Source organism: Nocardioides sp. N13(2025) (assembly GCF_051912545.1).
In the GTDB taxonomy this organism is placed as follows: Bacteria; Actinomycetota; Actinomycetes; order Propionibacteriales; family Nocardioidaceae; genus Nocardioides.
The window spans coordinates 899,985-924,631 of the sequence record NZ_CP196809.1 but is presented as its reverse complement, the minus strand read 5'-3'; the positions used below and the strand labels follow the sequence as shown (position 1 = coordinate 924,631).

Below are 24,647 nucleotides of genomic sequence, written 5' to 3'. Positions count from 1 at the left end.
GCATGACCGAGCGCAGCCACGAGATCTCCGGCCACAGCGGCGAGCTGGCCGTCCATGTCGCCCGTGCCCACGGGGTCGAGACCATGTTCACCCTGTCGGGTGCCCACGTGTTCCCGATGTACGACGGAGCGGTGAAGACGCAGCAGGAGGGCCAGGGGCCGCAGATGCGGCTCCTGGACGTACGCCACGAGCAGACGGCCGCCTTCGCCGCCGAGGCCACCGGCAAGCTGACCCGCGTCCCGGGCCTCGCGGTGCTGACCGCCGGACCGGGCGTCACCAACGGCATCAGCGCGATCGCGCAGGCACAGTTCGCCGGCTCCCCCATGGTCGTCGTCGGCGGCCGCGCCCCGCAGAACCGCTGGGGCAGCGGCTCGCTCCAGGAGCTCGACCAGCCGCCGATCATCGCGCCGGTGGCGAAGTCCGCCCGGACCCTCATGACCGCCGCCGAGGTGGCGTCCGGGATGGACGAGGCGTTCACGCTCGCCCGCTCGAGCCACCGCGGCCCGGTCTTCGTGGACGTGCCGATGGACGAGTTCTTCGGCTCCGCGACCGGCAGCGTGGGCTCCGGCGAGGGAACCCGGGTCGAGCCCGACACCGACGCGATCGAGGCGGTCGCCCGGCTGCTCGCGCAGGCGGAGCGACCGGTCCTGGTCCTCGGCACCGACGTGTGGGCCGACCACGCCGAGGTCGCCGCCCTGCGGTTCGTGGAGGACCTGGGCATCCCGACGCTGACCAACGGCATGGGCCGCGGCGTCATCCCCGGGGGCCACCCCCTCCTGGTCACCAAGGCGCGCGGCGCCGCCCTGTCCGGGGCCGACCTCGTCGTCGTCGTCGGCACCCCGCTCGACTTCCGGCTCGGCTACGGCGTGTTCGGCGGGCCGGACAAGAACCCCGGCGGCGCGTTCGCCCCGGTCGTGCACATCGCCGACTCCCCCGGCCAGGTCTCCGGCCACGCCGAGCTCGAGGGCTCCGTCGCCGGCGACCTCACCACGGTCCTCGACGGCCTCCAGGCCGCGATCGAGCGCGGCGACAAGCCCGACTGGAAGGTCTGGGCCGACCAGCTCGCCGACCAGGTGAAGGCGGCGGCGGCCCGCGACGCCGAGCTGCTGTCGGCCGAGGCCGACCCGATCCACCCCGCCCGCATCTACGGCGAGCTCGTCCCCCGCCTCGCCGACGACTCGGTCGTGATCGGCGACGGCGGCGACTTCGTGTCCTTCGCCGGCAAGTACGTCGAGCCGAAGCGTCCGGGCGGCTGGCTCGACCCGGGTCCCTACGGCTGCCTCGGCGCCGGCCTGGGCGCCGCCATCGCCGCCCGCCTCGCTCGGCCGAGCGCGCAGGTCACCCTGCTCCTCGGCGACGGCGCGGCCGGCTTCTCCCTCATGGACGTCGACACCCTCGTGCGCCACGACCTGCCGGTCGTGATGGTGATGGGCAACAACTCGGCCTGGGGGCTGGAGAAGGGCCCCATGCAGATGCTCTACGGCTACGACGTCGTCGCCGACCTCGGCCAGCGCACGCCCTACGACGACGTGGTCAAGGCGCTCGGTGGCGCCGGCGAGACGGTCACCGACCCGAAGCAGATCGGCCCGGCCCTCGACCGCGCCTACGCGGCCGGCGTCCCCTACCTCGTCAACGTCATCACCGATGTCGAGGCGGCCTACCCCCGCAACACCTTCGGCATCTGAGCGGCACCTGAGCCGATGGAGCTGCGTCTCGCGAGCGCCGAGGAGCACGACCGGGTCGGCGAGCTCACCGTGCGCGCCTACGAGGCGTTCACGCTGGGCCCGGCCGACCCTTACGTCGCCCGGCTGCGCGACGCCGCCTCGCGCGCCGAGGGCGCCGAGCTCTGGGTCGCGGTCGAGGGTGGGCGCCTCCTCGGCAGCGTGACCTACTGCCCGCCGGGCTCGCCCTGGCGCGAGATCGGCCGCGACGACGAGGGCGAGTTCCGGATGCTCGCGGTCGACCCCGCCGCCCGCGGTGCAGGCGCCGGCACCGCCCTGGCCGCGCTCTGCGAGGAGCGGGCCCGCGAGCAGGGCGCGGTGGGCATGGCTCTGTCGACCCTGGCCGAGATGACCGACGCCCACCGGATCTACGTCCGGCTCGGCTACAGCCGCGACCCCGGTCGCGACTGGTCCCCGCTGCCCGGGGTGGACCTCCTCGCCTTCAGCAAGGCGTTCTGAGGCCTCAGCAGTGGCGGATCGTCGAGGGGTCGACGACGTCGTCGAAGCAGACGGTGCCCCAGGGCAGCGGCGCCATCTCCGTGCGGGACACCATCTGCCACGACCACGCCTGCCAGCTGCCGTCGTCGCCTCCCACGACCGTGATGACAGCGCCACCCGAGGTCACCTGACCACCCGAGGTGACCTGGTCGCGCGGCGTGGTCACCCAGGACCGGTAGGCCTGGCCCGAGGCCGTGGTGCCGGTGCCGAAGGGCACGTCGCCCACGGGATCCAGCGCGACCAGGCGATCGTCGCGCTGCACGAGCACCGCCATCCGGGCCGGGTCCGACGCCGAACGCACCAGCAGCGACACGCCGTCGTAGAAGACGCCAGTGGGTTGCTGCAGGTCGACCACGGGGTCCGGCAGGTCGAGCGGGAAGGACAGGCGTACGCCCTCCGTCCCCAGGTCGGCACGCACCTGCACGTCCAGCACGGGCTCCTGGGAGTCGCGGATGCTCGCGTCGAAGCGCGGGTAGCCGTCCACGAACGAGGCGGAGCCTCCGACCCCGATGCCGTCCGTCGAGGCAGGCCCCAGCACGGGCTGGCTGTCGGCAGCACCGTCAGGGCACGGCCGCCGCTCGGACTCGCGCGTCTCGACCAGGCAGCCTGCCTCCTCCGGACGCAGCAGGCCGGACTCGTCGAGCACCCAGCGCCACGTGTCGACGACCGTGTCCTCGGGGCTCAGGACCGTCATGTTGCCGTGGGCGAACGGCCGGACCGTACGGCTCGACAGCAGCTGCCCGTCCTCCACCCAGTAGGCCTGGTGGTGGACCATGTCGTAGTACTGCGTCGCGCTCCCCGGCACCGGCACGTGGCCCATCTGGAGCAGCTCCGGACGATCCACCGCCACCTGCACCAGCAGGCCGTCGCGCAGGTCGTAGACCAGGGGGTGGCCCGGCGCGGACGGCCCGCCGGCGCCGAGGTCCTCCCACGGCAGCACCAGCTCCTGGTCGCCGTCGCCGTCGGCGTCGATCGGGTCGAAGGTGATCACGCCGATGGTGCTCTGCAGCTGCGCGAGGCCGTAGGCCTCCTCCCCCGTGCTGCTCAGCGTCGTCTGGAGTCGCAGCCGACCGTCGTGCTCCTTCGTGGGCTCGGCCAGGAAGACGACCTTCTCCTTCGTCCCGTCCCCGTCCAGGTCGAGCCGCGACGGTGAGGCGAGGTCCTCGGGCGTCCAGTCCGCACCGACGTCGTCGGGCAGCTCGAGCTCGACCTGCTCGTCGGGCTTCGGGGCGATGTCGTCCGAGCGCTGACGGCCACCGATGCCCTGGAGGACGACGCCGAGGACCAGCAGCACCACCGCCGCCGTGGCGAGCAGCACCCACGGCGACTGCCACCTCGGGCGGAGCGGCACCACCGGGGCCACGGGCGCCAGGTCCTCCGGGCGCACCAGGTCGGCGCGAGCGGTCAGGGCGGCGCGCAGCCGCTCCTCGATGTCCATCAGGTCCGTCTCAGGCGTGCTCATCGCTCCTCCTTCCCTGTGCTCGTCTGCGCGCTCGTCCGCGCGCTCGTCTGCATGCTCTTCTGCAGGGCGACCAGCGCCCGGCTCGCCGTCGACTTCACCGTGCCCTGGCTGATGTCGAGCGTCCGCGCGATCTCGGCCTCCGACAGGTTCGACCAGTAGCGCAGCACCAGGACCTCCCGCTGCCTCGGGGCCAGCGTCTGCAACGCCGCGATGACCTCCCGGTGCTCCTCCGCCAGCACCGCGCTGTCCTCGGGCGAGGGGGGAGACAGGTCGTGCGGCGGCGTGTACGCCCGCGCCGTACGCCGTCGGCGCAGCGAGGAGCGCGCCGTGTTCACGACCGAGACGCGCAGGTAGGCCAGCGCCTTCGACGGGTCCCTCACCGCGTCCGGGCGTCGCGCCAGGGCCGCGAAGGCGTCCTGCACGACGTCCTCGGCCGACGCGAAGTCGTCGACCAGCAGGACCGCCAGCCGCACCAGCGAGAGCCGGTGGGCAGCGTAGAGCTCAGTGATGTCCACTGATGGCTCCATCGCGATCCCCAACCCTGCGGCCCTCGTGCTCATGTCTGGTAGACGTGTGGGTGCCCCACAGGTTGCCCCACGGCAGCACCGAATCCGAGGAAAGGCCCGCCATGTCGCACCCCGAGCCCGCCACGCTGACCTTCGTCGTCGGCGACGACGACACCGCCGAGGCCCTCGGCAGCGGCTCCCTCCCGGTGCTCGGGACGCCGCGGCTGCTCGCGTGGCTCGAGGCCGCCACGTGCGCGTGCCTCGACCCGGTCCTGGCCGAGGGGCAGACGAGCGTCGGCACGCGGGTGCAGGTCGAGCACCTCGCCGCCAGCCCCGTCGGAGCGGGGGTGGAGGTCAGCGCCTCCAGTGCCTACGAGGACGGGCGGCTGCACCGCTTCACCGTGAGCGCCCGCGACACCGCGAGCGGCAAGGTCCTGGCGGCCGGCGAGATCACCCGCGTCGTGGTCGACGCCGAGCGGTTCCTCGCGCGCCTCTGAGCAGCGGGGGCCCGGACATGCAAAAGTCCCCGCCTCGGCGGGGACTTCTACGGTGCTGACGTCACTGAGGCGCGTCAGGCGTTGGGGCGCTTGCCGTGGTTCGCGCCCTTCTTCTTGCGAGCGCGGCGCTTGCGTCCGGTCTTGCCCATGGTCGTCCTCCTGGAATCGATGCTCGGGTCAGTGTCCCAAAAAAGCCCGGGACCGGCGAATCGGGTCAGGACCCGCCCTCGGTGATCTGGACCCGGACCTCGCGCAGCTGGAGGCGTACGCGGTCGCGCAGCGACTCCGGTGCGGACTCCGAGCAGGAGCGCGCCACGAGCTGCTTGACCGCACGCTGGAGGTCGTAGCGCTCCAGGCACGGGCCGCACTCGCGCAGGTGCATCTCCACGACCGCGCAGTCGGCCTGGTCGAGCTCGTTGTCGATGAGGTAGACGATGCGCTCGATGTAGTCGACGCAGTCGTCGTTGCCGTGCTCGTGCGTGCTCACGATCCACTCACCTCCGGGCTGCCGGGGACGGTCGAGGCCGGCAGCAGGTCGTTGGCCCGGACGTAGTCGGCGAGCATGTCGCGCAGCTGTCGCCGGCCACGGTGCAGGCGGGACATCACGGTGCCGATCGGCGTGTCCATGATCTCGGCGATCTCCTTGTAGGGGAATCCCTCGACATCGGCGAGGTAGACCGCCAGGCGGAACTCCTCCGGGAGTCGCTGGAGGGCGTCCTTCACCTCCGAGTCGGGCAGGTGCTCCAGCGCCTCCATCTCCGCCGAGCGCAGCCCCGTCGAGGAGTGGGACTCCGCACGGGCGAGCTGCCAGTCCTCGACGTCCTCGGACATCGACTGCTGCGGCTGGCGCTGCTTCTTGCGGTAGGAGTTGATGTAGGTGTTGGTCAGGATCCGGTAGAGCCAGGCCTTGAGGTTCGTGCCCGGCTTGAACTGGTGGAACGCGCTGTACGCCTTCGCGAACGTCTCCTGCACCAGGTCCTCGGCGTCGGCGGGGTTGCGGGTCATCCGCATCGCCGCGCCGTAGAGCTGGTCGAGGAAGGGCAGCGCGTCGCGCTCGAAGCGCGCGGAGCGCTCGTCGGAGGTCTCCTCCTCCACAACGATCTCCACGGTGTCGTCCGGGGGGGACATCTCGTCCTGCAGCGATTCAGTCATCGCGTCCCACAGTACCGCCGTGGGCACGGGCGGGGTATCGCGCTCGGCCCACGAGGCGGTGGGCCGCGGTCGGTCGAGGGTCAGTGACTGCACACCGGCCCCAACACCTCACCTGCGCGAGGGATTCCCGACGACCTCGCGCACCAGCCACTCGAGGGTCGACTCCACGACGATCCCCATGGCCTCGTCCTGGCTCACCTCGCCGCGCGCTGGGACCTTGAGGCCGTGGTCACCGCCGGGGACGACCACCATGTCGAGCGTCTCGAGCTCGGAGGGGAACTCCTCCGGTCGGCCCATCGGGTCGCGCTCGCCCTGGATGAGAAGGGTGGGCAGGCCCACCGCGCGCAGCTCCTGGAGCCGGGTCGGCTCGGTCCTCCCGGGCGCGTGCAGCGGGAAGGACAGGGCCAGGCAGCCGCTCGCCCCCAGCATCCGCGCCGTACGAGCCGCGGAGCGGGCGCCCGCCGAGCGCCCGCCGACCACGAGGGGCGTACGCACGCGCATCATGTCGGCGGCGCACCTGAGCGCGGCGTCGAGGGTCGGCGGGGCGGTCGCGACCTTCCGGCCGGCCACGCGCCAGGGCTGCTCGAAGAGCACCACCGAGAAGCCCTGCGCGGGCAGCGCGTCGGCGAGGGCCCACAGGTCGCGGGAGTCCACGCCGCCTCCCGCGCCGTGGCTGAGCAGCAGCGTCGCCATCGGGCTCGTGGCGCGTCGGGTGTGCAGGCGTCCCTCGCCGTGGGGCGTGGGGACGCTGCGGATGGTGGCCTTCTTCATGAGGTCGCCTCCAGGGGCTGCACGAGCTCGGGTCCGTTGTTGCGCACGTTGCTGACGAGGGTCGGCACGGCGTACGCCTCCAGCCGGCCCGGAGCGGCCGGCACCAGGAGGGAGGTGTCCCCCGCCGTCGTCGGGTCGAGCCACTCGTGCCAGCGCTCGCGCTCGACCGTCAGCGGCATCCGGTCGTGGATGTGCCCGAGCGAGTCCTCCGCCTGCGTGGTGAGCACCGTGCAGGTCCAGCGGAAGCGGTCGGGGTCGTCCTCGTCCCTGCTCGGGTCGCGCCAGATCTCGTAGAGGCCGGCCATCGCGAGGATGCCGCCGTCGCGCGGGCGGATGAAGAACGGCTGCTTGACGGGCTTGCCCCTGGCGTTGGTCTGCGAGGTCGGGTACCACTCGAAGTAGCCGTCGGCGGGGAGCAGGGCACGGCGGGAGGCGAAGGCCTTGCGGAAGGCCGGCTTCTCGGCGACGGTCTCCATCCGCGCGTTGATCATCCGGTTGCCGATGGACGGGTCCTTGGCCCAGGACGGCACCAGGCCCCAGGTCAGGACCCTCAGCTGGCGCTGCGGTGGCTCCGGTCGGTCCGGGGGGGACGTCCGCGAGGGCGGGCGCTCCACCACGGCGTAGACCTCCTTGGTGGGCGCGACGTTGTAGTCGGGCGCCAGGGGCCCGGCGGTGCGGTCCTCGACGACCTCGAACTCCTCGATGAGGTCGTCGGGTGATCGTGACGAGGCGTAGCGGCCGCACATGACGACCACCCTAGGGGTCAGTGGTGGGCCAGCTCGTCGAGGAGCATCCCGGCACCCGGGTCGGACGAGGGCAGGCCCTCGATCCACACCCGGACCGGCGGGCCGCCGGAGCCGTCGGACTGGACGCCGTCGAGGAGCGTGCGCAGCACCCTGACCCGCCGGCCGAGCCGGTCGTCGCGGCGGGTCAGGATCCCCACGCGGTGCATGCCGAGGCGGGCGACGGTCTCGTCGCGCGTGAACGTCGTGCGCGACAGCGCGCCCGCACGGGCCAGTCGCATGGCCCGGGTGAAGTGGTCGCCGGGCTCCTCGGACGGGTCCCCCACCGGGATCTCGCAGACCACGAGGGCGTGGCCGATCGCGGTGGAGTCGGCCTCGGCGAGGCGGTAGAGATCCGTGATCCGGGCGCGCAGGTGGGCCTGGCTGGAGAGCCCGGTCAGCGGGTCCTCGCACGAGATCTGGTGGAGGTAGCCCAGCGTCGTCCCGCTCCACGCGGTCACCAGCGCCGACACGACCTCGAAGGACGGGTCGGCCCCGGTCACCTGGAGCCAGGTGCTGCGCAGGCTCTCGAGCGTCTCCTCCACCGACGCCCCGTCCCGCGCCAGGTCCTGGCCCGCCACCGCGCAGGCGACCAGGACATCCGATCCTGAGATGAGCGCCTCCCCCAAGGCCTCGAACCGGTGCGGCAACCCCGACCGCACGGCAGACGCAAGCCCGCTCACCTCAGGACCGGCAGCCGCGAGTCGACGCCCACGCGTGGCGAAGATCCTCACGGCAACCCCCTATCTCGGTGTCCTGCTCACCGATGTGACGACGCTCATGGGGGGACGTGACGCGGACTGGACCAGGTATTTTCGATTCTTTGCTTTCGCCCCGGTTCCGCGCGCGCGAGGTCTACAGTCGAGGACACCTGGCAGGGGCCCAGGGGCATCGTTGCGGGAGCGTCGATCCACATGAGTGCTGCGACAAGCGTCGAGGCACCGGGGGACGCCGAGCTGATCTCGGCGGTCCGCGGTGGTGACGTCGACGCCTACGGCACGCTCTTCGAGCGCCACGTCGACGCCGCACGCCGCCTGGCCCGGCAGCTCGTCGCGGCCGGCGACGCCGAGGACCTGGTCTCCGAGGCCTTCGTCAAGGTGCTGGGCGTCCTCCAGCGCGGCGGCGGTCCGGACGTGGCCTTCCGTGCCTACCTCCTCACCTCGGTCCGCCGGTTGCAGGTCGACCGGTTCCGGGCGACGTCGCGGCTCCACACCACCGACGACATGGAGGCCTTCGACCCGGGTGTCCCGTTCGTCGACACGGCCGTCGAGGGCTTCGAGAGCAGCGCGGCCGCCCAGGCGTTCGCCTCCCTGCCCGAGCGCTGGCAGCTGGTGCTCTGGCACACCGAGGTAGAGGGCGACAAGCCCGCCGACATCGCGCCGCTGCTCGGGATGAGCGCCAACTCGGTCTCCGCGCTGGCCTACCGAGCCCGCGAGGGGCTGCGCCAGGCCTTCCTCAACCAGCACGCCGTCGAGGTCGAGGCCGACGCCTGCCGCTGGACCCACGGCCAGCTGGGCGCCTACATCCGCAACGCGACCTCGCGTCGCGACGCGGCGAAGGTGGAGAACCACCTCCACGACTGCCGCGCGTGCATGGCGATCTACCTCGAGCTCACCGAGGTCAACTCCAACCTCGGCGCGATCCTGGCCCCGCTTCTGCTGGGTACGGTCGCGACCGCGTACGTCGGCACCACGGCCGGCGCCGGTGCGGCCCCGCTGGGCGTCGGGACGGTCGTCGGGCGGATCCGCGACCTGGTCACCAGCAACGCCGGCACGGCCGCCGTGGCGGGCGTCGCCGTGAGCACCGTGATGGTGGCCGGGGGCATCGTGATCGGGCTCCGCGGGCCGGACCGGGTGCCCGTCGACCCCGCCGCGCTGCGCCCCGCCGCCCCGTCCGCGAGCAGCGCCACCTCGAGCGCCGCGTCGACGGACCCGTCGGACGTTGCCGTGCCGTCGACCAGCAGCAGGACCGCCCCGTCCGTGGTCACCCTGACCCCCGGCGACCAGGTGGAGATCCTCCCGACCACGGCCCCGCCGCCGGTCCTGGTCCCGACGACCGCCCCGACGACCTCCCCCGGCGCGCAGCCCACGACCGACCTGACCTCCGACCCCGCGTCCGACCCCTCGTCGCCCACCTCGACCTCCGCCCCGACCTCCGTCCCGACGTCCAGCCCGACCTCGACCTCGGCGCCCACCTCGGGCCCCACCCCGACGGCCGTCGTCACCCCCACCGAGGAGCCTCCGCCGACGACGACGCCCACCGGGGACCCGTCCCCGACCGGGTCGCCGACCACCTCGCCGACCACCGACCCGACCGCCTCGCCGACCACCTCACCGACCACCTCACCGACCACCTCGCCGACGACCGACCCCTCGCCAGTGGCCGACCCCGCGCTCGCCGGCACGGTGTCCGCCGACCGCGCGACCTACACCTACACCGTGGTGCTGCGCATCAGCGGGCTGCCCTCGGGCGCCCTCGCCGTGCTCGCCCTGGTCGCCCCCGAGGCGAGCGTGCTGAAGAGCGAGGACGGACGCTGCCTCGTGGACAAGCTGGCCGCCACGTGCTCGGTCACCGGTTCGGAGACCTCCCCCGTGACGTTCACGGTGGTGGCACCGCAAGGCACCGCCGTCGAGGCCTCGCTGACGCCGATCGCGCCCGACCTCGACCCCACCAACAACACCTGGCGCGCCCGCCTCGACTGAACACCCCTGCGGACGGGGCGTGGCCCACGCCCATCGTGTAGACAGGGGTGCATGACGATCACTCGGTTGCTCGCCCGTCCGATGCTGGCCTCGATCTTCGTCGCCGGCGGCATCAACGCCCTCCGCAACACCGACGTGCACGCGGCGAAGGCGCAGAAGGTCACCGACCGGGTCGTCCCGCTGGCCCAGCAGGCGGCGCCCAAGGCACCCATCCCGACCGACGCCGCGACGCTCGTGCGCGTCAACGCCGGCGCGCAGCTCCTCGCCGCCGCCGCACTGGCCACCGGCCGCGCACCCCGGCTCAGCGCCACCGTGCTCGCCGCCTCGCTCGTGCCGACGACCCTGGCCGGGCACGCCTTCTGGGACGAGACCGACCCGCAGGCCAAGGCCACCCAGCGCCTCCAGTTCATCAAGAACACCTCCATCCTCGGCGGGCTCCTGCTCGCCGGCGTCGACACCGAGGGCAGGCCCGGCCTGGCCTGGCGGGCCCGTCGCGCCGCCGCCGACGTACGCCGCGAGGCACGGCACGTGGCCAAGGAGGCGCGCCGCGAGGCGAAACTGGCGCGGGCCCAGCTCACCTGACCTCGATAGGGTGCGCGGGTGAGTGAGCCCGCCGACGACCCGACCGACCTCTGGCCGGCGCCGCGCCCCCGGGACCGGATCGACCGGGTCGTGTCGCTGCCGGGCAGCAAGTCGCTGACCAACCGCGCCCTGCTGCTCGCCTCGCTCGCCGCGGGCCCCAGCGTCGTACGTCGTCCGCTGCGCTCGCGCGACACCCTGCTGATGGCGGGTGCGCTGACCGCCCTCGGCACCGGCGTCGAGGACCGTGACGGCGACTGGGCGGTCACGCCCGGCGCCTGGGACCGGGACGCCGACGTCGACTGCGGCCTCGCCGGCACCGTCATGCGGTTCGTGCCGCCGGTGGCGGGACTGGCCCGCGGCACGGTGCGTTTCGACGGCGACCCCCACATGCGGCTGCGACCCGTCGGACCGATGCTGGCCGCGCTCGGCGCGCTGGGCGTGCGGATCGAGGACGGCGGCCGCGGCGCGCTGCCGTTCGAGGTCCACGGCGACGGGGCCGTGCCGGGCGGCACGGTGACCATCGACGCGAGCGCCTCCTCGCAGTTCGTCTCCGCCCTGCTCCTGGCCGGGGCCCGCTACGAGCACGGCGTCGACGTGCGCCACGTCGGCAAGCCGGTGCCGTCCCTGCCGCACATCGAGATGACCGTGCAGATGCTCCGCCAGCACGGCGTCGAGGTCGACGACAGCGACGCCAACCGCTGGGCGGTGGCCCCGGGACCGGTCGCGGCCTTCGACCACGACATCGAGCCCGACCTGTCCAACGCCGCGCCGTTCCTCGCCCTGGGTGCCGTCACCGGCGGCCGGGTGACGGTCCGCGACTGGCCCGCCGCGACCACCCAGCCCGGCGACGAGCTGCGCGAGATCCTCTCCCTCATGGGGTGCGAGGTCGAGCTCGCCGACGGCGACCTCACGGTGTCCGGGCCGGCGCGGCTCACGGGGGTCGACCTCGACCTGCACGACGTCGGGGAGCTGACCCCGGCCGTCGCGGCCCTCTGCGCCCTCGCCGACTCCCCCTCGCACCTGCGAGGGGTCGCGCACATCCGCGGCCACGAGACCGACCGGATCACCGCACTCGCGACGGAGCTCGGCCGGCTCGGGGCCGACGTCACCGAGCGGGAGGACGGACTCTCGATCCGTCCCGCCGCACTGCACGGCGGCGTCTTCCGCACCTACGCCGACCACCGGATGGCCCACGCCGGCGTCATCCTCGGCCTCGCCGTCGACGGGGTGCTGGTCGAGGACATCGCCACCACGTCGAAGACCTTCCCCGACTTCGCGTCCGCGTGGACCCGGGCCGTGGACGGGACGGCCTCGTGACGACGGGTCGCTACTCCGAGCACGACCACGAGCACTACGAGCGACCTCGTCGCCGCACCCGTCCCCGGACCAAGGACCGGCCCACCTACGACGACGCCGTCGACGGCCGCGTGGTGACGGTCGACCGCGGCCGCTTCACGCTGCTGGTCGACGGCCACCGGGTGATGGCGATGAAGTCGCGCCCCCTGGGGCGCAAGGGCGTCGTCGTGGGCGACCACGTGCGGGTCGTCGGCGACACGACCGGTGCCGACGGATCGCTGGCGCGCATCGTCGAGGTGGTCCCGCGCAGCACCACCCTGCGGCGCACCGCCGACGACGACGACCCGGTGGAGCGGGTCATCGTGTCCAACGCCGACCAGCTCGTCGTGGTGACCGCGCTCGCCGACCCGGAGCCGCGCCCGCGCCTGATCGACCGGGCCCTCGTGGCGGCGTACGACGCCGGCATGGCGCCCCTGCTCTGCCTCACCAAGGCCGACCTGGCCGACCCCGAGACGCTGCTCTCGACCTACCGCTCGCTCGGCGTGCCGTGGGTCGTCACCCACCTCAAGGGCGAGGGGGCCGGTGACCTGACCGAGCTCCGCGAGCGACTGCGCGGGCGCACGAGCGTGCTGGTGGGCCACAGTGGCGTGGGCAAGTCCACGCTGGTCAACGCACTGGTGCCCGACGCACATCGCGAGGTCGGCATCGTCAACGCTGTGACCGGACGGGGCCGGCACACCTCCACCAGCGCCTACCTCCTCGAGCTGCCCGGTGCCGAGGGCTGGATCATCGACACCCCGGGGATCCGGTCCTTCGGCCTCGCGCACGTGCAGCCGGAGCGGCTGATCGAGGCCTTCCCCGACCTCGACGAGATGACCGAGGAGTGCCCCCGCGGCTGCTCCCACGGCACCGGGGAGCCCGAGTGCGGGCTCGACGAGGCCGTCACCGCGGGCGAGGCCGACCCGGACCGGGTCGAGTCGTTCCGTCGGCTCCTCGCCGCACGCGAGGGCGCCAGCGACTGGTGAGCCGGGTCAGCCCCACACCGCCTGCGCGCCGGAGTCGCCGGCGAGGAACAGGGTGACCAGCAGCGCGACGGACACCACCGCCAGCAGCACGGCGGCCACGATGCCGAGCGCGCCGCGGGTCTCCTGCGCTCCCCTGCCCGACGCGAGCGCGGAGACACCGCCCAGCGCCCAGGCGGCGAGCACCGAGACCGGCACGTAGCCCAGGGCCACGTTGCGCAGCAGCTCGCCGTGCTCCTCGTGCTCCTCCACCAGGGGCTCGAGCTCGGGTCGTGCCTCGAGCAGCTCCTCGCCCGACGTGGTGGCCAGGAAGGCGGTGACGGCGGTGAGGACGGCGAGCACCAGCAGCGGCCACCTCAGCAGCCAGCGCCACCGAGGCACGGCGGCGTACACCAGGCCCGTGAGGGCTGCCAGCGGACCGAGGACGACCACCGCGTGCACCACCAGCGGGTGCAGCGGCACACCGTTGAGCTCCATGCGTGCACAGTAGAGCGACGTGCTGGCAATAGCCTGTGGACATGCCCATCACCACCAGTCACGGCTCCACGGACTACACCGACGACCTGCGACTGGCCCACGTCCTCGCCGACGACGCCGACTCGCTGACGCTGGCCAGGTTCAAGGCGCTGGACCTCCACGTGATGAGCAAGCCCGACCTGACCCCGGTCACCGACGCCGACAAGGCCGTCGAGGACGGCATCCGCCGCACGCTCTCGCGCGTCCGCTCGCGCGACGCCGTCATCGGCGAGGAGCAGGGCACCACCGGGCGCAGCCAGCGCCGCTGGATCGTCGACCCGATCGACGGCACGAAGAACTACGTGCGCGGCGTCCCGGTCTGGGCCACCCTGATCGCGCTCGCCGTCGACGACGAGGTGGTCCTCGGCGTGGTCTCCGCTCCCCAGCTGCAGCGCCGGTGGTGGGCCTCGGCCGGCAACGGCGCGTGGACCGGGCGCTCGCTGCTCAAGGCCACGAAGTGCGAGGTGTCCGACGTCCGCCGGCTCGAGGACGCGTCCCTCAGCTACTCGTCGCTGTCGGGGTGGGACGAGCGCGGCCGGCTCGACGACTTCGTCTCGCTGTCCCGGCGCTGCTGGCGCACCCGCGCCTACGGCGACTTCTGGTCCTACATGCTCCTGGCGGAGGGCGCGGTCGACATCGCGGCCGAGCCCGAGCTCGAGCTCTACGACATGGCCGCGCTCGACGTCATCGTGCGGGAGGCGGGCGGCCGGTTCACCTCCCTCGACGGCACCGACGGCCCGTGGGGCGGCAACGCGCTCGCCTCCAACGGCCACCTCCACGACGCGGCGCTGTCCTTCCTGGGCTCGCTCGGCGACGACGACACCGACCCCGACGTGCCGCGACGCGGCCCCGGCTCGGTGAGCAGCCTGCGCGACCGGCAGGCACCGCCGGTGCTGGACTGAGCCCTGTTCGCGGCCGTCCGGCTTGGCTAGGTTTGGAGGCACAGGCCCACGAGAGCCGGACGAGAGGTGCACACGATGAGGATCAAGGACGTCATCCACGCCAAGGCCAGCCAGGACGTGGTGACCATCAGCCCGGAGGCCACGGTCCGCGAGCTGATCGCGCTGCTGGCCGAGCACAACGTCGGCGCGCTCGTGGTGAGCGACGACGGCGAGCGGGTCTCGGGCATCGTGAGCGAGCGCGACGTCGTACGTCGCCTGCACGCCGACGAGGCCGTCCTCGACTCCGCGGTCAGCCAGATCATGACCGCCGACGTGCGCACCTGCAGCGGCGACGACGGGGTCACCGACCTCATGCAGACCATGACCGAGCACCGCATCCGACACGTCCCGGTGGTGGCCGACGGGCGGCTGACCGGCATCATCAGCATCGGTGACGTCGTGAAGAACCGGATCGGCGAGCTCGAGTTCGAGCGCGACCAGCTCGACCACTACGTGCACCAGACCTGACCGCAACTGATCGGAGCTACAAGTGAGTGACAAGCCTGACGTCGACCCCCACATGGGCGACGTGCCCACCGACCTCGAGGTCACCGACCTCGTCGAGGGCGAGGGCGCCGAGGCCACGTCCGGCTCGACCGTCTCGGTGCACTACGTCGGGGTCGCCCACTCCTCCGGCGAGGAGTTCGACGCCTCCTACAACCGCGGCACGCCGCTGCAGTTCCGCCTCGGCATCGGCCAGGTCATCTCCGGCTGGGACACCGGCGTGCAGGGCATGAAGGTGGGCGGACGCCGCCGCCTCGTCATCCCGCCGCACCTGGGCTACGGCGACCGCGGCGCCGGCGGCGCGATCAAGCCGGGCGAGACGCTGATCTTCGTGGTGGACCTGCTCGAGGTGCGCTGAGCGAGCTCAGCAACCCACCAGCGCTCACCAGGGGACGTCGATCTCGACCTCTCCGGTGGCGACCCGGGCCGCCAGCCCGCCCAGCGTGACCACGTCACCGGGGACGAGCTGGCGGCCCCGTCGCGTCTCGACCTCCCCGTTGACCGTCACGGCTCCGTCGGCGATCACCGGCTTGGCCTCGGCGCCGGACTCCACGAGGTTGGCGAGCTTGAGGAACTGGCCGAGCCTGATCGACTCGTCGCGGATCGGCACGTCGACGGGCTCGGGGGACTGAGGAGGCATGTGCCCAGTGAACCAGCCCGGTGCGCCTAGGGTGGGCGGCGGTCAGAGCCACCATCCGCGCAGCCATCTCCCTGGGGGAACCACGACATGACGCGACGCAGCCGGTCCCTTCTCGCCTCTTTCCTCCCGGTGGCCCTCCTGAGCCTGCTGGCTCCGCTGCTGGCGACCAGTGCCCCCGCGACCGCGCAGGAGTCGTCGTACGACCCGCGCGCCGGCAAGACCGGGTGCAGCGCGCGGGCCGGCATCGAGGTCTGCTTCACCTCACCCGCCACCGTCCCCGCCGACCCGACCGTGCTCCAGCGACCGAGCCGCCTCTTCGACACCGCGGGTCCCGGGGACACCATCCGAGTGGCGATGTTCCGCTGGGACATCAAGCCGCCGACCGACGCGATCATCGCCGCGCAGCGCAGGGGCGCGGTCGTCTACCTCGTCGGTGACGACGACCTGCGGCTCAACCGGCACGGCCGACGGCTCATCTCGACGATCGAGGACCAGGACCCGGCCCGCACCAACGTGACGATCTGCCGCGGCGCCTGCCTGCCGTGGCGGGCTCCCGGCCCCTACCCGGACAGCCAGAACGTCCAGCACCTCAAGTTCTACGTCACCGAGATCGGCGGGGTGCAGTCGTTCATCACCTCGTCGGCCAACCTCGAGGACCGGCAGTACCGGCAGTACAACTCGCTGCTCAAGATCGACGACCCCGGCCTGTACGCCTTCGGGCTCGACTACTTCGCGCGCCTGCAGGCCCAGAGCGTGCGCGTCGACGGCCGCAGGTGGGGCGACCGGCAGAAGCTCTGGTCCGAGGGCCCGATCGCGGCGGCCGTCTACCCGCGGCGCGACGACCTCCTGCTCTCCACGCTGCGCGACCTCTCCTGCACCCGCGGCGCCCGCGAGGTCTCGGCAATGTTCGCCGTCATCCAGCGCGCCGACGTGCGCGCCGAGCTCGCCCGGCTGTCCAGGAGCGGCTGCAAGGTGCGCGTGCTGACCTCGCGCGACACCATCGAGAACTGGATGCAGGCCGCGCTGCCGACCGGCACCCTGCCCGACAAGGCCGTGCGGACGGTCCTCACCCACGACAAGATGCTCGCGGTGCACGCCCGCTTCCGCGGGAGGCCGACCCACCTGGTGCTCACCGGGACGTCCAACACGACGTGCGGCGGGCTGCTCTACAACGACGAGGTGATGCTGCGCATCGTCGACAACCGGTGGCTCTACGGGCAGTACCTCGCGCACTTCGACGACGCCTTCGCCCACTCCTTCGAGGGACGGAGCCGGGTCATGCCGGTCATGAAGCCCTGCCGGCGCTGACGGCTCCTCAGCCCACGACGAGGCTCACGGCGTGGATCAGCACGCCCACGAGGCCGCCCACGATGGTGCCGTTGATCCGGATGAACTGGAGGTCGCGGCCCACGTGCAGCTCGATGCGCCGCGCGGCCTCCTTGCCGTCCCAGCGCTCGATGGTGTGCGTGATGACCGTGGTGACCTCGGCGCCGTAGCGCTCCACCATGAAGACGGTCAGGTCGGCGGCCGTCCGGTCGAGGCGCTCGCGCAGCCCGGCGTCCTCGCGCAGCCGCTCGGAGAAGAGGTTGAGCTCGACGAGGAGCCGCGCGCGCACGGCGCCCTCGCGGTCCTGGATCGAGCTGAGCAGCGCCGAGCGCATCGCCTTCCACAGCGAGATCGCGGTCGTCACGACCTGCGGGTGCTCGAGCAGGCGCACCTTGAACGCCTCCGCCCGGGCCTGGGTCTCCTCGTCGTTGAGCAGGTCGCGGGCGAGCTGGCCCAGCATCGAGTCGAGCGCCTCGCGGGCGCGGTGGTGGGGGTCGGCGCGGATGTCCTCGACCCAGGCGACGGCCTCGGCGTGGATCCGCGTGGTCACCGCGTCGTTGAGCCGGGGCGGGGCCCACCACGGGGCGCGCTCCCCCAGCACCCGCGCGAAGGTCTCGGGGTTGTCGAGCAGCCAGCGGTGCATCTCCTCGAGCACGAGGTCGACCACGCCGTGGTGCAGGTCGTCGCGCAGCACCTCCATCAGCGTGGTGCCGAGCAGGGGCGAGATCGGCTCGTCGCGGAAGCGTGGCACCAGCGCCTGGGTGACCAGGTCGGCGACGTGGTCGTCGCGCACCTTGCCCAGGGCGATCGCCGCGACGTCGGACACCTCGTCGACCACCCGCCGGGCGTTGGCGGGGTCGCTCAACCAGTCACCCACCCGGGCCGAGATCGTCGCCGCGGCCACCCGGTCGCGGATGATGTCCTCCTGGAGGAAGTTCTCCCCCACGAACTCCTCGAGGCCCTTGCCGAGCTCGTCCTTGCGCTTGGGCACGAGCGCGGTGTGCGGGATGGGCAGCCCCAGCGGGTGCTTGAAGAGGGCGGTCACGGCGAACCAGTCGGCGATGGCACCGACCATCGACGCCTCGGCGCCCGCGTTGACGAAGCCCCAGAATCCTTCACGCCCCAGCGTGACGACGTACACGCAGGCAGCGAGGAGCAGCAGCCCGACGGCGACCGTACGCATCTGGCGCAGGCCGCGGCGGCGAGCCTCGTCCGCGCCCGGATCGGGCGTGATGAGGGACAGGGCGGGCTTGGCTGCGGTGGCCTGGACGGGCATGGGGATCATCCTCCCCGACCGTGCCAGAATGCCGCGCATGCCTCGCACCGTGATCACCTTCGGGACGTTCGACGTCTTCCACGTGGGGCACCTGCGCGTGCTCGAGCGCGCGGCGGCGCTGGGTGACCGGCTCATCGTCGGGGTGTCCGCAGATGCGCTCAACGAGCGCAAGAAGGGGCGGGCCCCGATCTTCACCCAGCGCGAGCGCCTGGCCATCGTCGGCGCCCTCAAGGTGGTCGACGAGGTGTTCGTGGAGGAGAGCCTGGAGCAGAAGCGCGACTACATCGTCGAGCACGGCGCCGACGTCCTCGTGATGGGTGACGACTGGGCCGGCAAGTTCGACGAGTTCGAGGACGTCTGCGAGGTCGTCTACCTGGCGCGCACTCCGGCGATCTCGACCACCGCGATCATCGAGCACATCGCCGATCTGTGAGAGCCGGCGCGTCACCCCGCTGGGTTAGGGTCGCACCGAGATGACAACCACGAGGGGAATCATGCGCAGAATCGTCACCACCGCTGTGGCCATGGCACTGATGGGCGCGGCTCTGTCCGCACCCGCCGTCGCTGCGGACAACGACCGTCCGGGCCGCCCGGGCACCTCGGGCGTGCTGTCGCCCGAGCAGGCCCTCGAGCTCGCGCCGGAGCCTGCGCTGCCCGCGTTCGGGGAGCCGACGGCGTCGGAGACCCTCGCCACGGCCCGCCGGGTGCTGGCCGGCAAGGCCCTGCGCCGCGACCCGTCCGCGACGCTCGCGCTGCGCGACCTCTGGCTCAAGAAGTCCTCGCTGCGGGGCAGCGAGCGCAAGGCCGCCGAGGCCCTCCTCGCCCGTCCCACCGACGGCGCCAACGACCCGCAGGGCTTCGGCTACACCTCTCCCGAGGCGGCTCCCCTCTGCAACACGCGGCTGTGCCTGCACTACGTCCCCACCGGCCCGGACGCGCCGCCGACGGCCGAGTGGCCCGCCCAGAACCTCGCGGTCATGGACTCGGTCTGGTCGATCATCGTCGACCAGATGGGCTACCGCGCCCCGCTCACCGACGGCGTCAAGGGCGGCAGCCCGCTCTTCGACGTCTACCTCAAGGACCTCGGCGGCGACATCTACGGCTTCTGCGCCGGTGAGGACCGGGTCAAGAAGCGCACCGGCTCGGGCTACTGCGTCCTCGACAACGACTTCGCGGCGGCGCAGTTCCCCAACGGCACGCCGACGGACAACCTCACCGTCACGGCCGCGCACGAGTTCTTCCACGCCGTCCAGTACGCCTACGACTACGCCGAGGACCCGTGGATGATGGAGTCCACGGCGACCTGGATGGAGGAGCGGATCGCGACCGCGGTCAACGACAACCGTCAGTACTTCCCCTGGAGCCAGATCTACGCGCCCTACATCCCGCTCGACGCGTTCAGCCGCAACGCCGGCTACCAGTACGGCAACTGGGTGTTCTGGGAGTACCTGTCGACGCAGTACGGCACCACCGTCGTCAAGAAGGCCTGGCAGCAGGCCGGCTCGCTGCGCAGCGACGGCGGCAAGTACAGCCTCACCGCCCTGCAGAAGGTGCTCAAGCGCAAGGGCGGCCTGACCAAGGTCTACGCCAAGTACGCCGCCGGTAACCTCACGCCCGCCGTCAACTACCCCGAGGGCGCGGAGTACGCCTACCCGAAGGTCCGCGGCGCCAAGCAGCTGAGCAAGAAGAGGCGCGCCAAGCGCTACGGCGTCAAGATCAACCACCTCGCGTCGGCGTCCTACGTCTTCGGCCCGGGCAAGGGCCTCAGCGGCAGGAAGTGGAAGCTCGCGCTGCGGGTCACCGGTCCGGCCAAGCGCACCTCGCCGTCGGCCGTGGTGGTCGTCCACCTGCTCAACGGCAAGCGCCAGGTCACGCTGGTCAAGCTCAACCGTGGCGGCGACGGCGGCACCCGGGTGTCGTTCGACAAGCGCAAGGTCGGCGCCGTCTCGGTCACCCTGGTCAACGGCTCCACCCGCTTCAGGTGCGGCAAGCGCACCGTGCTGGCGTGCGGCGGTCGCCCCCTGGACGACAAGGCCCGCTTCGCCGTCAGGGCGCGCGTCACCAAGGGCCGATGATCAGGCCCTGATCTGCAGGAGGGCGTGGAGCGCGGCGACGCACTCCTCGACGAGCTCCGACACCGGGGCCGGGCGTTCGCCGGTCGGCACTGCCGACCAGGTGAGCGCCCGGTCCTCCGTGTAGGCCCACCACGCGCGTACGACGTCGCGCTGGCACTCGGGCACACCGAGGGCGCTCACGACCCGGTCGGTGCTGCCCGCGCGGACCGAGTCCATGACCTCGCTGACCCGCGGGTCGGCGACGCCGTGGCCGTGCACGAGGGCGAGGTAGAAGTCGCGGCGGCGCTCGATCTGCTCGACCATCAACCGGGTCACCATCTCCACCTGCTGCTCCCCCGGCAGGTCCTCGTCGGGCGCCGTGGTGCGCAGCATCCGGCGGCCCGCCGCCGCGATGCAGGCGAGGTAGAAGTCGTTCTTGGTCGGGAAGTAGTGGAACAGCAGTCCGCGCGAGATCCCCGCCTCGGTCGCGATGTCGTCCATGGACAGGTCCTGGATCGGCTTCTCGACGATCTTGGCGAGCCCGATGGCGACGAGCTGCCGGCGGCGTTCGTCGGCAGTGAGCCGTCGGCGGATGCGAGGGTCGGACACGCTATTGAGCATTGCTCAACAGTGTGCGAAGGTCAACCACATGGACTTCTCGCTCTCCCCCCGCGCCGCCGACCTCCAGGCGCGCGTGCGCGCCTTCGTCACCGACGAGATCGAGCCGATCGAGGCCGAGGCGCACCACCGGATCACCCGCCTGCGCGAGTCTGGCGGCGACCACTGGACGCCTGACCCGGTGATCGCCGAGCTCCAGGCCAAGGCGCGCGCGCAGGGGCTGTGGAACCTCTTCCTGCCGGCCGCGCACGCCGGGTCGTACGCCGCCGACTTCGGCACCGACGGCGGCGAGGGACTCACCAACGTCGACTACGCGCCGGTGGCCGAGGCGATGGGGCGCTCGTTCCTCGCTCCCCTGGTCTTCAACTCCAACGCGCCCGACACCGGCAACATGGAGGTGCTGCTGAAGTACGGCACCGCCGAGCAGAAGGCGCAGTGGCTCGAGCCCCTGCTGCGCGCGGAGATCCGCAGCGCGTTCTGCATGACGGAGCCCGCCGTGGCCTCCTCCGACGCGACCAACATGGCCGCGACGGCCCAGGTCGACGGCGACGAGGTCGTCATCAACGGCCGGAAGTGGTTCTCCACCGGCGTCGGCAACCCCGACTGCAAGATCCTCGTCTTCATGGGCCTCTCCGACCCCGAGGCCGACCGCCACTCGCGCCACACGATGGTCCTGGTCCCCCGCGACGCCGAGGGCGTCAAGGTCGAGCGGATGCTCACCACGATGGGCTACTACGACGAGCCGCTCGGGCACGGCGAGGTGTCCTTCGACAACGTCCGGGTGCCGGCCTCCCACGTCCTGCTCGGCCCGGGTCGGGCCTTCGAGATCGCGCAGGGCCGGCTCGGGCCGGGCCGCGTCCACCACTGCATGCGAGCCATCGGGCTGGCCGAGCGCGCGCTCGAGCTCGCCTGCGCGCGGGCCGTGTCGCGCACGGCCTTCGGCAAGCCGATCGCCAACCTCGGCGGCAACCGGGAGCGGATCGCCGACGCCCGGATCGCGATCAACCGGTCCCGGCTGCTGGTCATGCACGCCGCGTGGCTGCTCGACCAGGGCATGAGCCGCGAGGCCTACTCGGCCGTGAGCGAGATCAAGGTCGAGGTGCCCACCATGGCGCTCGACGTGATCGACATGGCCATCCAGCTGCACGGCGGTGCCGGGATGACCGACGACTTCCCGCTCGCCAACGCGTGGGTGGGCGCGCGGTCGCTGCGGCTCGCCGACGGGCCCGACGAGGTGCACCGCAACGTGATCGCCAAGATCGAGCTCGGGAAGTACACGGGATGAGCCGGATCCTGGTGACCGGTGCCGCCTCTGGCCTCGGAGCCGCGCTGGTGCGCGCCTTCCGCGAGCGCGGCGACGACGTGCTCGCCACCGACCGCGTGTCGGGCGAAGGCGTCGACCTGGTCCTCGACATCACCTCCGACGACGACTGGGCCGCGGCCGTGGACGCCGTGCGCGAGCGCTGGGGCGGGCTCGACGTGCTGGTCAACAACGCTGGGGTCGCCGGCGGCGGCCGGGTCGACCGCTGCACGCTCGAGGAGTGGCAGTGGATCACCGACATCAACCTCTTCGGCCTCGTCCGCGGCACCAGGGCGTTCGTGCCGATGCTCAAGCAGCAGGGCTCCGGGCACCTGGTCAACGTCGCCTCGCTCGCCGGCCTCGTCCACCCGGGCGGCATGGGCTCCTACAACGCGGTGAAGGCGGCCGTGGTGGCCTTCACCGAGACCTGCGGCCACGAGCTGGCGTCGTACGGCATCCGGGCGAGCGTGGTGTGCCCGTCCTACTTCCGCACGAACCTCATGGACTCGATGCAGGGCAGCGACGACGTCGTCGGCACGGTCGTCGCCGGACTCGTCGAGCGCTCGCAGGTCACCGCCGACGACATCGCCGCCGCGGTCCTCGCGGGCATGGACGCCGGTGAGGACGTCATCGTGCCCGACGAGGCCGCGCGCCAGGCGTACTTCCTCAAGTGGGCCGACCGGCCCGCCTACGACGCGGTCATGCGCGACCAGGCGCGGAAGCTGGACGCGCTGTGACCGCCGTCCCGGGCGCACGCGAGGTGCGCGAGGAGGATGCCTTCGACGTGGCGCGGGTGGCGGAGTGGCTCCGTGCCCACGCCGCGACGCCCGAGGGCCTCGACGGCGAGCCGGAGGTGCGGCAGTTCACCGGCGGAGCGTCCAACCTGACCTACCTGCTGCGCTACCCGTCGGGTCGCGACCTGATCGTGCGGCGCGCGCCGCAGGGCACCAAGGCACGCGGCGCCCACGACATGCGTCGCGAGTACTTCATCCAGTCCGCGCTGGCCCCGGTCTTCGACCACGTGGCGACGATGGTGGCGTTCTGCGACGACGCCGACGTGGTCGGCGGCGACTTCTACGCGATGGACCGCATCCCCGGCGTGATCCCGCGCAGCGAGTGGCCTGCCGACGTGCCGCTGTCCCCCGAGCAGGCCCGTGAGCTCTGCCTGCACGCGGTCGACGTGCTCGCCGAGCTGCACGGCATCGACGCCGACGCGGCCGGGCTCGCCGACCTCGGCAAGGGCAGCGGCTACGTGCGCCGGCAGGTGGAGGGCTGGTCGACGCGCTACCGCAACGCCCGCACCGAGGACGTGCCCGACCTCGAGGACGTGATGGCGTGGCTCGACGCCCGGCAGCCCGAGGACGTCGCGACCTGCGTGATCCACAACGACTACAAGCTCGACAACCTCGTGCTGTCCGAGGACGACGTGACGAAGGTCGTCGGGGTGCTCGACTGGGAGATGGCGACGCTGGGCGACCCGCTCATGGACCTCGCCGGGTCGATGGCCTACTGGGTCCAGGCCGACGACCCCGAGGAGGTCCAGATGATGCGGCGGGTGCCGACGCACCTGCCCGGGATGCTGACCCGCGACGAGTTCGTGGCGGCGTACGCCGAGCGCACCGGCCGCTCAGTGACGCCCGAGCAGTGGCGCTTCTACGAGGTGTTCGGGCTGTTCCGGATGGCCGTCATCGCCCAGCAGATCTACTACCGCTTCTTCCACGGGCAGACCACCAACGAGATGTACGCCCTGTTCGGGCCGGCCGTGCGGATCATCGGCCGCCGGCTCGACGGGCTCGTCGCATGAGCCGCATCCTCCTGGTGCGCCACGGGCAGGCGTCGTTCGGTGCGGCCGACTACGACAACCTGTCCCCCGTCGGGCACGACCAGTCACGCGTGCTCGGAGTCGCGCTGGCGGCCCGCGGCCTCACCGCCGACGTGGTCGTCGCCGGCGAGATGAAGCGGCACGCCCAGACCGCCGCCGGGGTCCTCGAGGGCTCGGGGTGGAGTGCCGAGGTCGACCTGGACGCGGGCTGGAACGAGTTCGACCACGTCCAGGTGCTGGCGGTGCACGACCAGCCGACCACCGTCGAGGGCGAGTCGGAGAAGGCTGCCTTCCAGCGCTGGTTCGAGGAGGCCACGCTGCGCTGGACCTCCGGCGACCACGACGAGCACTACGACGAGTCGTTCTCGGCGTTCACCTCCCGCGTCGAGGCGGCCGTGGCGCGCCTCGTGGCAACGCTGCCCGCGAAGGGCACGGCGGTGGTGCTCACCAGCGGCGGGCCGATCGCCTGGGCGGCGGCATCGCTGGTCGCCGACTCCTTCGACGCACGCACCGACCTGTGGCTGCGGCTCAACCCGGTCTCGATCAACACCGGCGTCTCGACCGTGGTGTGCGGGGCGCGCGGCACGACGCTCGTCTCCTTCAACGCGCACGACCACCTCACCTCCCCCGACCTGCTGACCTACCGCTAGGACCCACCC

29 protein-coding genes are annotated in these 24,647 nt (G+C 72.4%); 17 read left to right on the top strand and 12 right to left on the bottom strand.

Features of this window, described 5'->3' with window-relative positions:
- Positions 1-2: 2 nt before the first annotated feature.
- Together ACS3YM_RS04475 and ACS3YM_RS04470 are read left to right on the top strand one after the other, a co-directional pair.
- A complete protein-coding gene (locus ACS3YM_RS04475) occupies positions 3-1,685 on the top strand; it encodes an acetolactate synthase (protein ID WP_439938876.1) in 1,683 nt (560 codons plus the stop codon).
- A gap of 15 nt (positions 1,686-1,700) precedes the next feature.
- Entirely contained in the window at positions 1,701-2,180 is a 480-nt protein-coding gene (locus ACS3YM_RS04470) for a GNAT family N-acetyltransferase (RefSeq protein ID WP_439938875.1), read from the top strand.
- Between the two features lie 4 nt (positions 2,181-2,184).
- On the opposite strand, the gene ACS3YM_RS04465 is transcribed toward ACS3YM_RS04470, so the two are convergent.
- Positions 2,185-3,681 (bottom strand): hypothetical protein, encoded by a 1,497-nt coding sequence (locus ACS3YM_RS04465; protein WP_439938874.1) that lies wholly within the window; start codon positions 3,679-3,681, stop codon positions 2,185-2,187.
- Positions 3,678-4,196, bottom strand: a complete 519-nt coding sequence (locus ACS3YM_RS04460; protein WP_439938873.1) for a SigE family RNA polymerase sigma factor — start codon at positions 4,194-4,196, stop codon at positions 3,678-3,680. Before ACS3YM_RS04460 ends, ACS3YM_RS04465 begins: the two co-directional genes overlap by 4 nt.
- A gap of 113 nt (positions 4,197-4,309) precedes the next feature.
- Between ACS3YM_RS04460 and ACS3YM_RS04455 the strand changes: the two genes are divergently transcribed.
- Complete coding sequence (locus ACS3YM_RS04455) at positions 4,310-4,684, top strand: thioesterase family protein (protein WP_439938872.1); 375 nt, start codon at positions 4,310-4,312, stop codon at positions 4,682-4,684.
- A gap of 74 nt (positions 4,685-4,758) precedes the next feature.
- On the opposite strand, the gene ACS3YM_RS04450 is transcribed toward ACS3YM_RS04455, so the two are convergent.
- From ACS3YM_RS04450 to ACS3YM_RS04425, 6 genes are all read right to left on the bottom strand, one after another.
- Positions 4,759-4,833 (bottom strand): 50S ribosomal protein bL37, encoded by a 75-nt coding sequence (locus tag ACS3YM_RS04450; RefSeq protein ID WP_369759046.1) that lies wholly within the window; start codon positions 4,831-4,833, stop codon positions 4,759-4,761.
- A 65-nt stretch (positions 4,834-4,898) separates the two neighbouring features.
- Positions 4,899-5,171 carry a mycothiol system anti-sigma-R factor gene (gene rsrA, locus ACS3YM_RS04445; protein ID WP_439938871.1) on the bottom strand — a complete coding sequence of 91 codons (273 nt, stop codon included), beginning with the start codon at positions 5,169-5,171 and terminating at the stop codon, positions 4,899-4,901.
- Positions 5,168-5,836 carry a sigma-70 family RNA polymerase sigma factor gene (locus ACS3YM_RS04440; protein ID WP_439938870.1) on the bottom strand — a complete coding sequence of 223 codons (669 nt, stop codon included), beginning with the start codon at positions 5,834-5,836 and terminating at the stop codon, positions 5,168-5,170. Before ACS3YM_RS04440 ends, rsrA begins: the two co-directional genes overlap by 4 nt.
- 108 nt (positions 5,837-5,944) lie before the next feature.
- Positions 5,945-6,607, bottom strand: a complete 663-nt coding sequence (locus tag ACS3YM_RS04435; protein ID WP_439938869.1) for an alpha/beta hydrolase family protein — start codon at positions 6,605-6,607, stop codon at positions 5,945-5,947.
- A complete protein-coding gene (locus tag ACS3YM_RS04430; protein WP_439938868.1) occupies positions 6,604-7,353 on the bottom strand; it encodes an SOS response-associated peptidase in 750 nt (249 codons plus the stop codon). Before ACS3YM_RS04430 ends, ACS3YM_RS04435 begins: the two co-directional genes overlap by 4 nt.
- A gap of 17 nt (positions 7,354-7,370) precedes the next feature.
- On the bottom strand, positions 7,371-8,123 hold the full coding sequence (locus ACS3YM_RS04425) for a hypothetical protein (protein WP_439938867.1): 753 nt from the start codon (positions 8,121-8,123) through the stop codon (positions 7,371-7,373).
- A 180-nt stretch (positions 8,124-8,303) separates the two neighbouring features.
- On the opposite strand from ACS3YM_RS04425, the gene ACS3YM_RS04420 reads away from it, so the two are divergent.
- From ACS3YM_RS04420 to rsgA, 4 genes are read left to right on the top strand one after another with little or no spacing between them, the layout of a single operon-like run.
- Complete coding sequence (locus ACS3YM_RS04420) at positions 8,304-10,091, top strand: sigma-70 family RNA polymerase sigma factor (protein WP_439938866.1); 1,788 nt, start codon at positions 8,304-8,306, stop codon at positions 10,089-10,091.
- A gap of 51 nt (positions 10,092-10,142) precedes the next feature.
- Positions 10,143-10,673: a DoxX family membrane protein gene (locus ACS3YM_RS04415; protein ID WP_439938865.1), complete on the top strand. Its 531-nt coding sequence runs from the start codon at positions 10,143-10,145 to the stop codon at positions 10,671-10,673.
- 18 nt (positions 10,674-10,691) lie between these two features.
- Complete coding sequence (gene aroA, locus ACS3YM_RS04410; protein ID WP_439938864.1) at positions 10,692-11,990, top strand: 3-phosphoshikimate 1-carboxyvinyltransferase; 1,299 nt, start codon at positions 10,692-10,694, stop codon at positions 11,988-11,990.
- Positions 11,987-12,994 (top strand): ribosome small subunit-dependent GTPase A, encoded by a 1,008-nt coding sequence (rsgA, locus tag ACS3YM_RS04405; RefSeq protein WP_439938863.1) that lies wholly within the window; start codon positions 11,987-11,989, stop codon positions 12,992-12,994. Before aroA ends, rsgA begins: the two co-directional genes overlap by 4 nt.
- Positions 12,995-13,000: 6 nt before the next feature.
- Here the strand turns inward: rsgA and ACS3YM_RS04400 are convergent, their stop codons facing one another.
- Positions 13,001-13,468, bottom strand: a complete 468-nt coding sequence (locus tag ACS3YM_RS04400; protein ID WP_439938862.1) for a DUF2231 domain-containing protein — start codon at positions 13,466-13,468, stop codon at positions 13,001-13,003.
- A 41-nt stretch (positions 13,469-13,509) separates the two neighbouring features.
- Here ACS3YM_RS04400 and ACS3YM_RS04395 point away from each other — a divergent pair, with 41 nt between their 5' ends.
- The 3 genes from ACS3YM_RS04395 (at position 13,510) to ACS3YM_RS04385 (ending at position 15,310) form a co-directional block, all read left to right on the top strand.
- On the top strand, positions 13,510-14,409 hold the full coding sequence (locus ACS3YM_RS04395) for an inositol monophosphatase family protein (protein ID WP_439938861.1): 900 nt from the start codon (positions 13,510-13,512) through the stop codon (positions 14,407-14,409).
- 75 nt (positions 14,410-14,484) lie between these two features.
- Complete coding sequence (locus tag ACS3YM_RS04390; protein ID WP_439938860.1) at positions 14,485-14,916, top strand: CBS domain-containing protein; 432 nt, start codon at positions 14,485-14,487, stop codon at positions 14,914-14,916.
- Between the two features lie 52 nt (positions 14,917-14,968).
- On the top strand, positions 14,969-15,310 hold the full coding sequence (locus ACS3YM_RS04385; protein ID WP_439939831.1) for an FKBP-type peptidyl-prolyl cis-trans isomerase: 342 nt from the start codon (positions 14,969-14,971) through the stop codon (positions 15,308-15,310).
- A gap of 24 nt (positions 15,311-15,334) precedes the next feature.
- Here ACS3YM_RS04385 and ACS3YM_RS04380 read toward each other — a convergent pair whose 3' ends face one another.
- Positions 15,335-15,592 carry an RNA-binding S4 domain-containing protein gene (locus ACS3YM_RS04380; RefSeq protein WP_439938859.1) on the bottom strand — a complete coding sequence of 86 codons (258 nt, stop codon included), beginning with the start codon at positions 15,590-15,592 and terminating at the stop codon, positions 15,335-15,337.
- A gap of 129 nt (positions 15,593-15,721) precedes the next feature.
- On the opposite strand from ACS3YM_RS04380, the gene ACS3YM_RS04375 reads away from it, so the two are divergent.
- Entirely contained in the window at positions 15,722-16,900 is a 1,179-nt protein-coding gene (locus tag ACS3YM_RS04375) for a phospholipase D-like domain-containing protein (RefSeq protein WP_439938858.1), read from the top strand.
- A 7-nt stretch (positions 16,901-16,907) separates the two neighbouring features.
- On the opposite strand, the gene ACS3YM_RS04370 is transcribed toward ACS3YM_RS04375, so the two are convergent.
- Positions 16,908-18,194, bottom strand: a complete 1,287-nt coding sequence (locus tag ACS3YM_RS04370; protein ID WP_439938857.1) for a DUF445 domain-containing protein — start codon at positions 18,192-18,194, stop codon at positions 16,908-16,910.
- Between the two features lie 37 nt (positions 18,195-18,231).
- Between ACS3YM_RS04370 and ACS3YM_RS04365 the strand changes: the two genes are divergently transcribed.
- Both ACS3YM_RS04365 and ACS3YM_RS04360 read left to right on the top strand, forming a co-directional pair.
- Positions 18,232-18,627 (top strand): adenylyltransferase/cytidyltransferase family protein, encoded by a 396-nt coding sequence (locus ACS3YM_RS04365; RefSeq protein ID WP_439938856.1) that lies wholly within the window; start codon positions 18,232-18,234, stop codon positions 18,625-18,627.
- A gap of 61 nt (positions 18,628-18,688) precedes the next feature.
- Entirely contained in the window at positions 18,689-20,269 is a 1,581-nt protein-coding gene (locus tag ACS3YM_RS04360) for an MXAN_6640 family putative metalloprotease (RefSeq protein WP_439938855.1), read from the top strand.
- On the opposite strand, the gene ACS3YM_RS04355 is transcribed toward ACS3YM_RS04360, so the two are convergent.
- Entirely contained in the window at positions 20,270-20,857 is a 588-nt protein-coding gene (locus ACS3YM_RS04355) for a TetR/AcrR family transcriptional regulator (protein ID WP_439938854.1), read from the bottom strand.
- A gap of 40 nt (positions 20,858-20,897) precedes the next feature.
- Here ACS3YM_RS04355 and ACS3YM_RS04350 point away from each other — a divergent pair, with 40 nt between their 5' ends.
- From ACS3YM_RS04350 to ACS3YM_RS04335, 4 genes are read left to right on the top strand one after another with little or no spacing between them, the layout of a single operon-like run.
- Entirely contained in the window at positions 20,898-22,151 is a 1,254-nt protein-coding gene (locus ACS3YM_RS04350; RefSeq protein ID WP_439938853.1) for an acyl-CoA dehydrogenase family protein, read from the top strand.
- The gene (locus ACS3YM_RS04345; protein WP_439938852.1) at positions 22,148-22,903 is read left to right on the top strand and encodes an SDR family NAD(P)-dependent oxidoreductase; all 756 of its coding nucleotides are present in this window, start codon (positions 22,148-22,150) and stop codon (positions 22,901-22,903) included. The genes ACS3YM_RS04350 and ACS3YM_RS04345 overlap by 4 nt, the downstream gene beginning before the upstream one ends.
- Positions 22,900-23,970: a phosphotransferase family protein gene (locus ACS3YM_RS04340; protein ID WP_439938851.1), complete on the top strand. Its 1,071-nt coding sequence runs from the start codon at positions 22,900-22,902 to the stop codon at positions 23,968-23,970. The genes ACS3YM_RS04345 and ACS3YM_RS04340 overlap by 4 nt, the downstream gene beginning before the upstream one ends.
- A complete protein-coding gene (locus ACS3YM_RS04335) occupies positions 23,967-24,638 on the top strand; it encodes a histidine phosphatase family protein (protein ID WP_439938850.1) in 672 nt (223 codons plus the stop codon). Before ACS3YM_RS04340 ends, ACS3YM_RS04335 begins: the two co-directional genes overlap by 4 nt.
- Positions 24,639-24,647 lie beyond the last annotated feature (9 nt).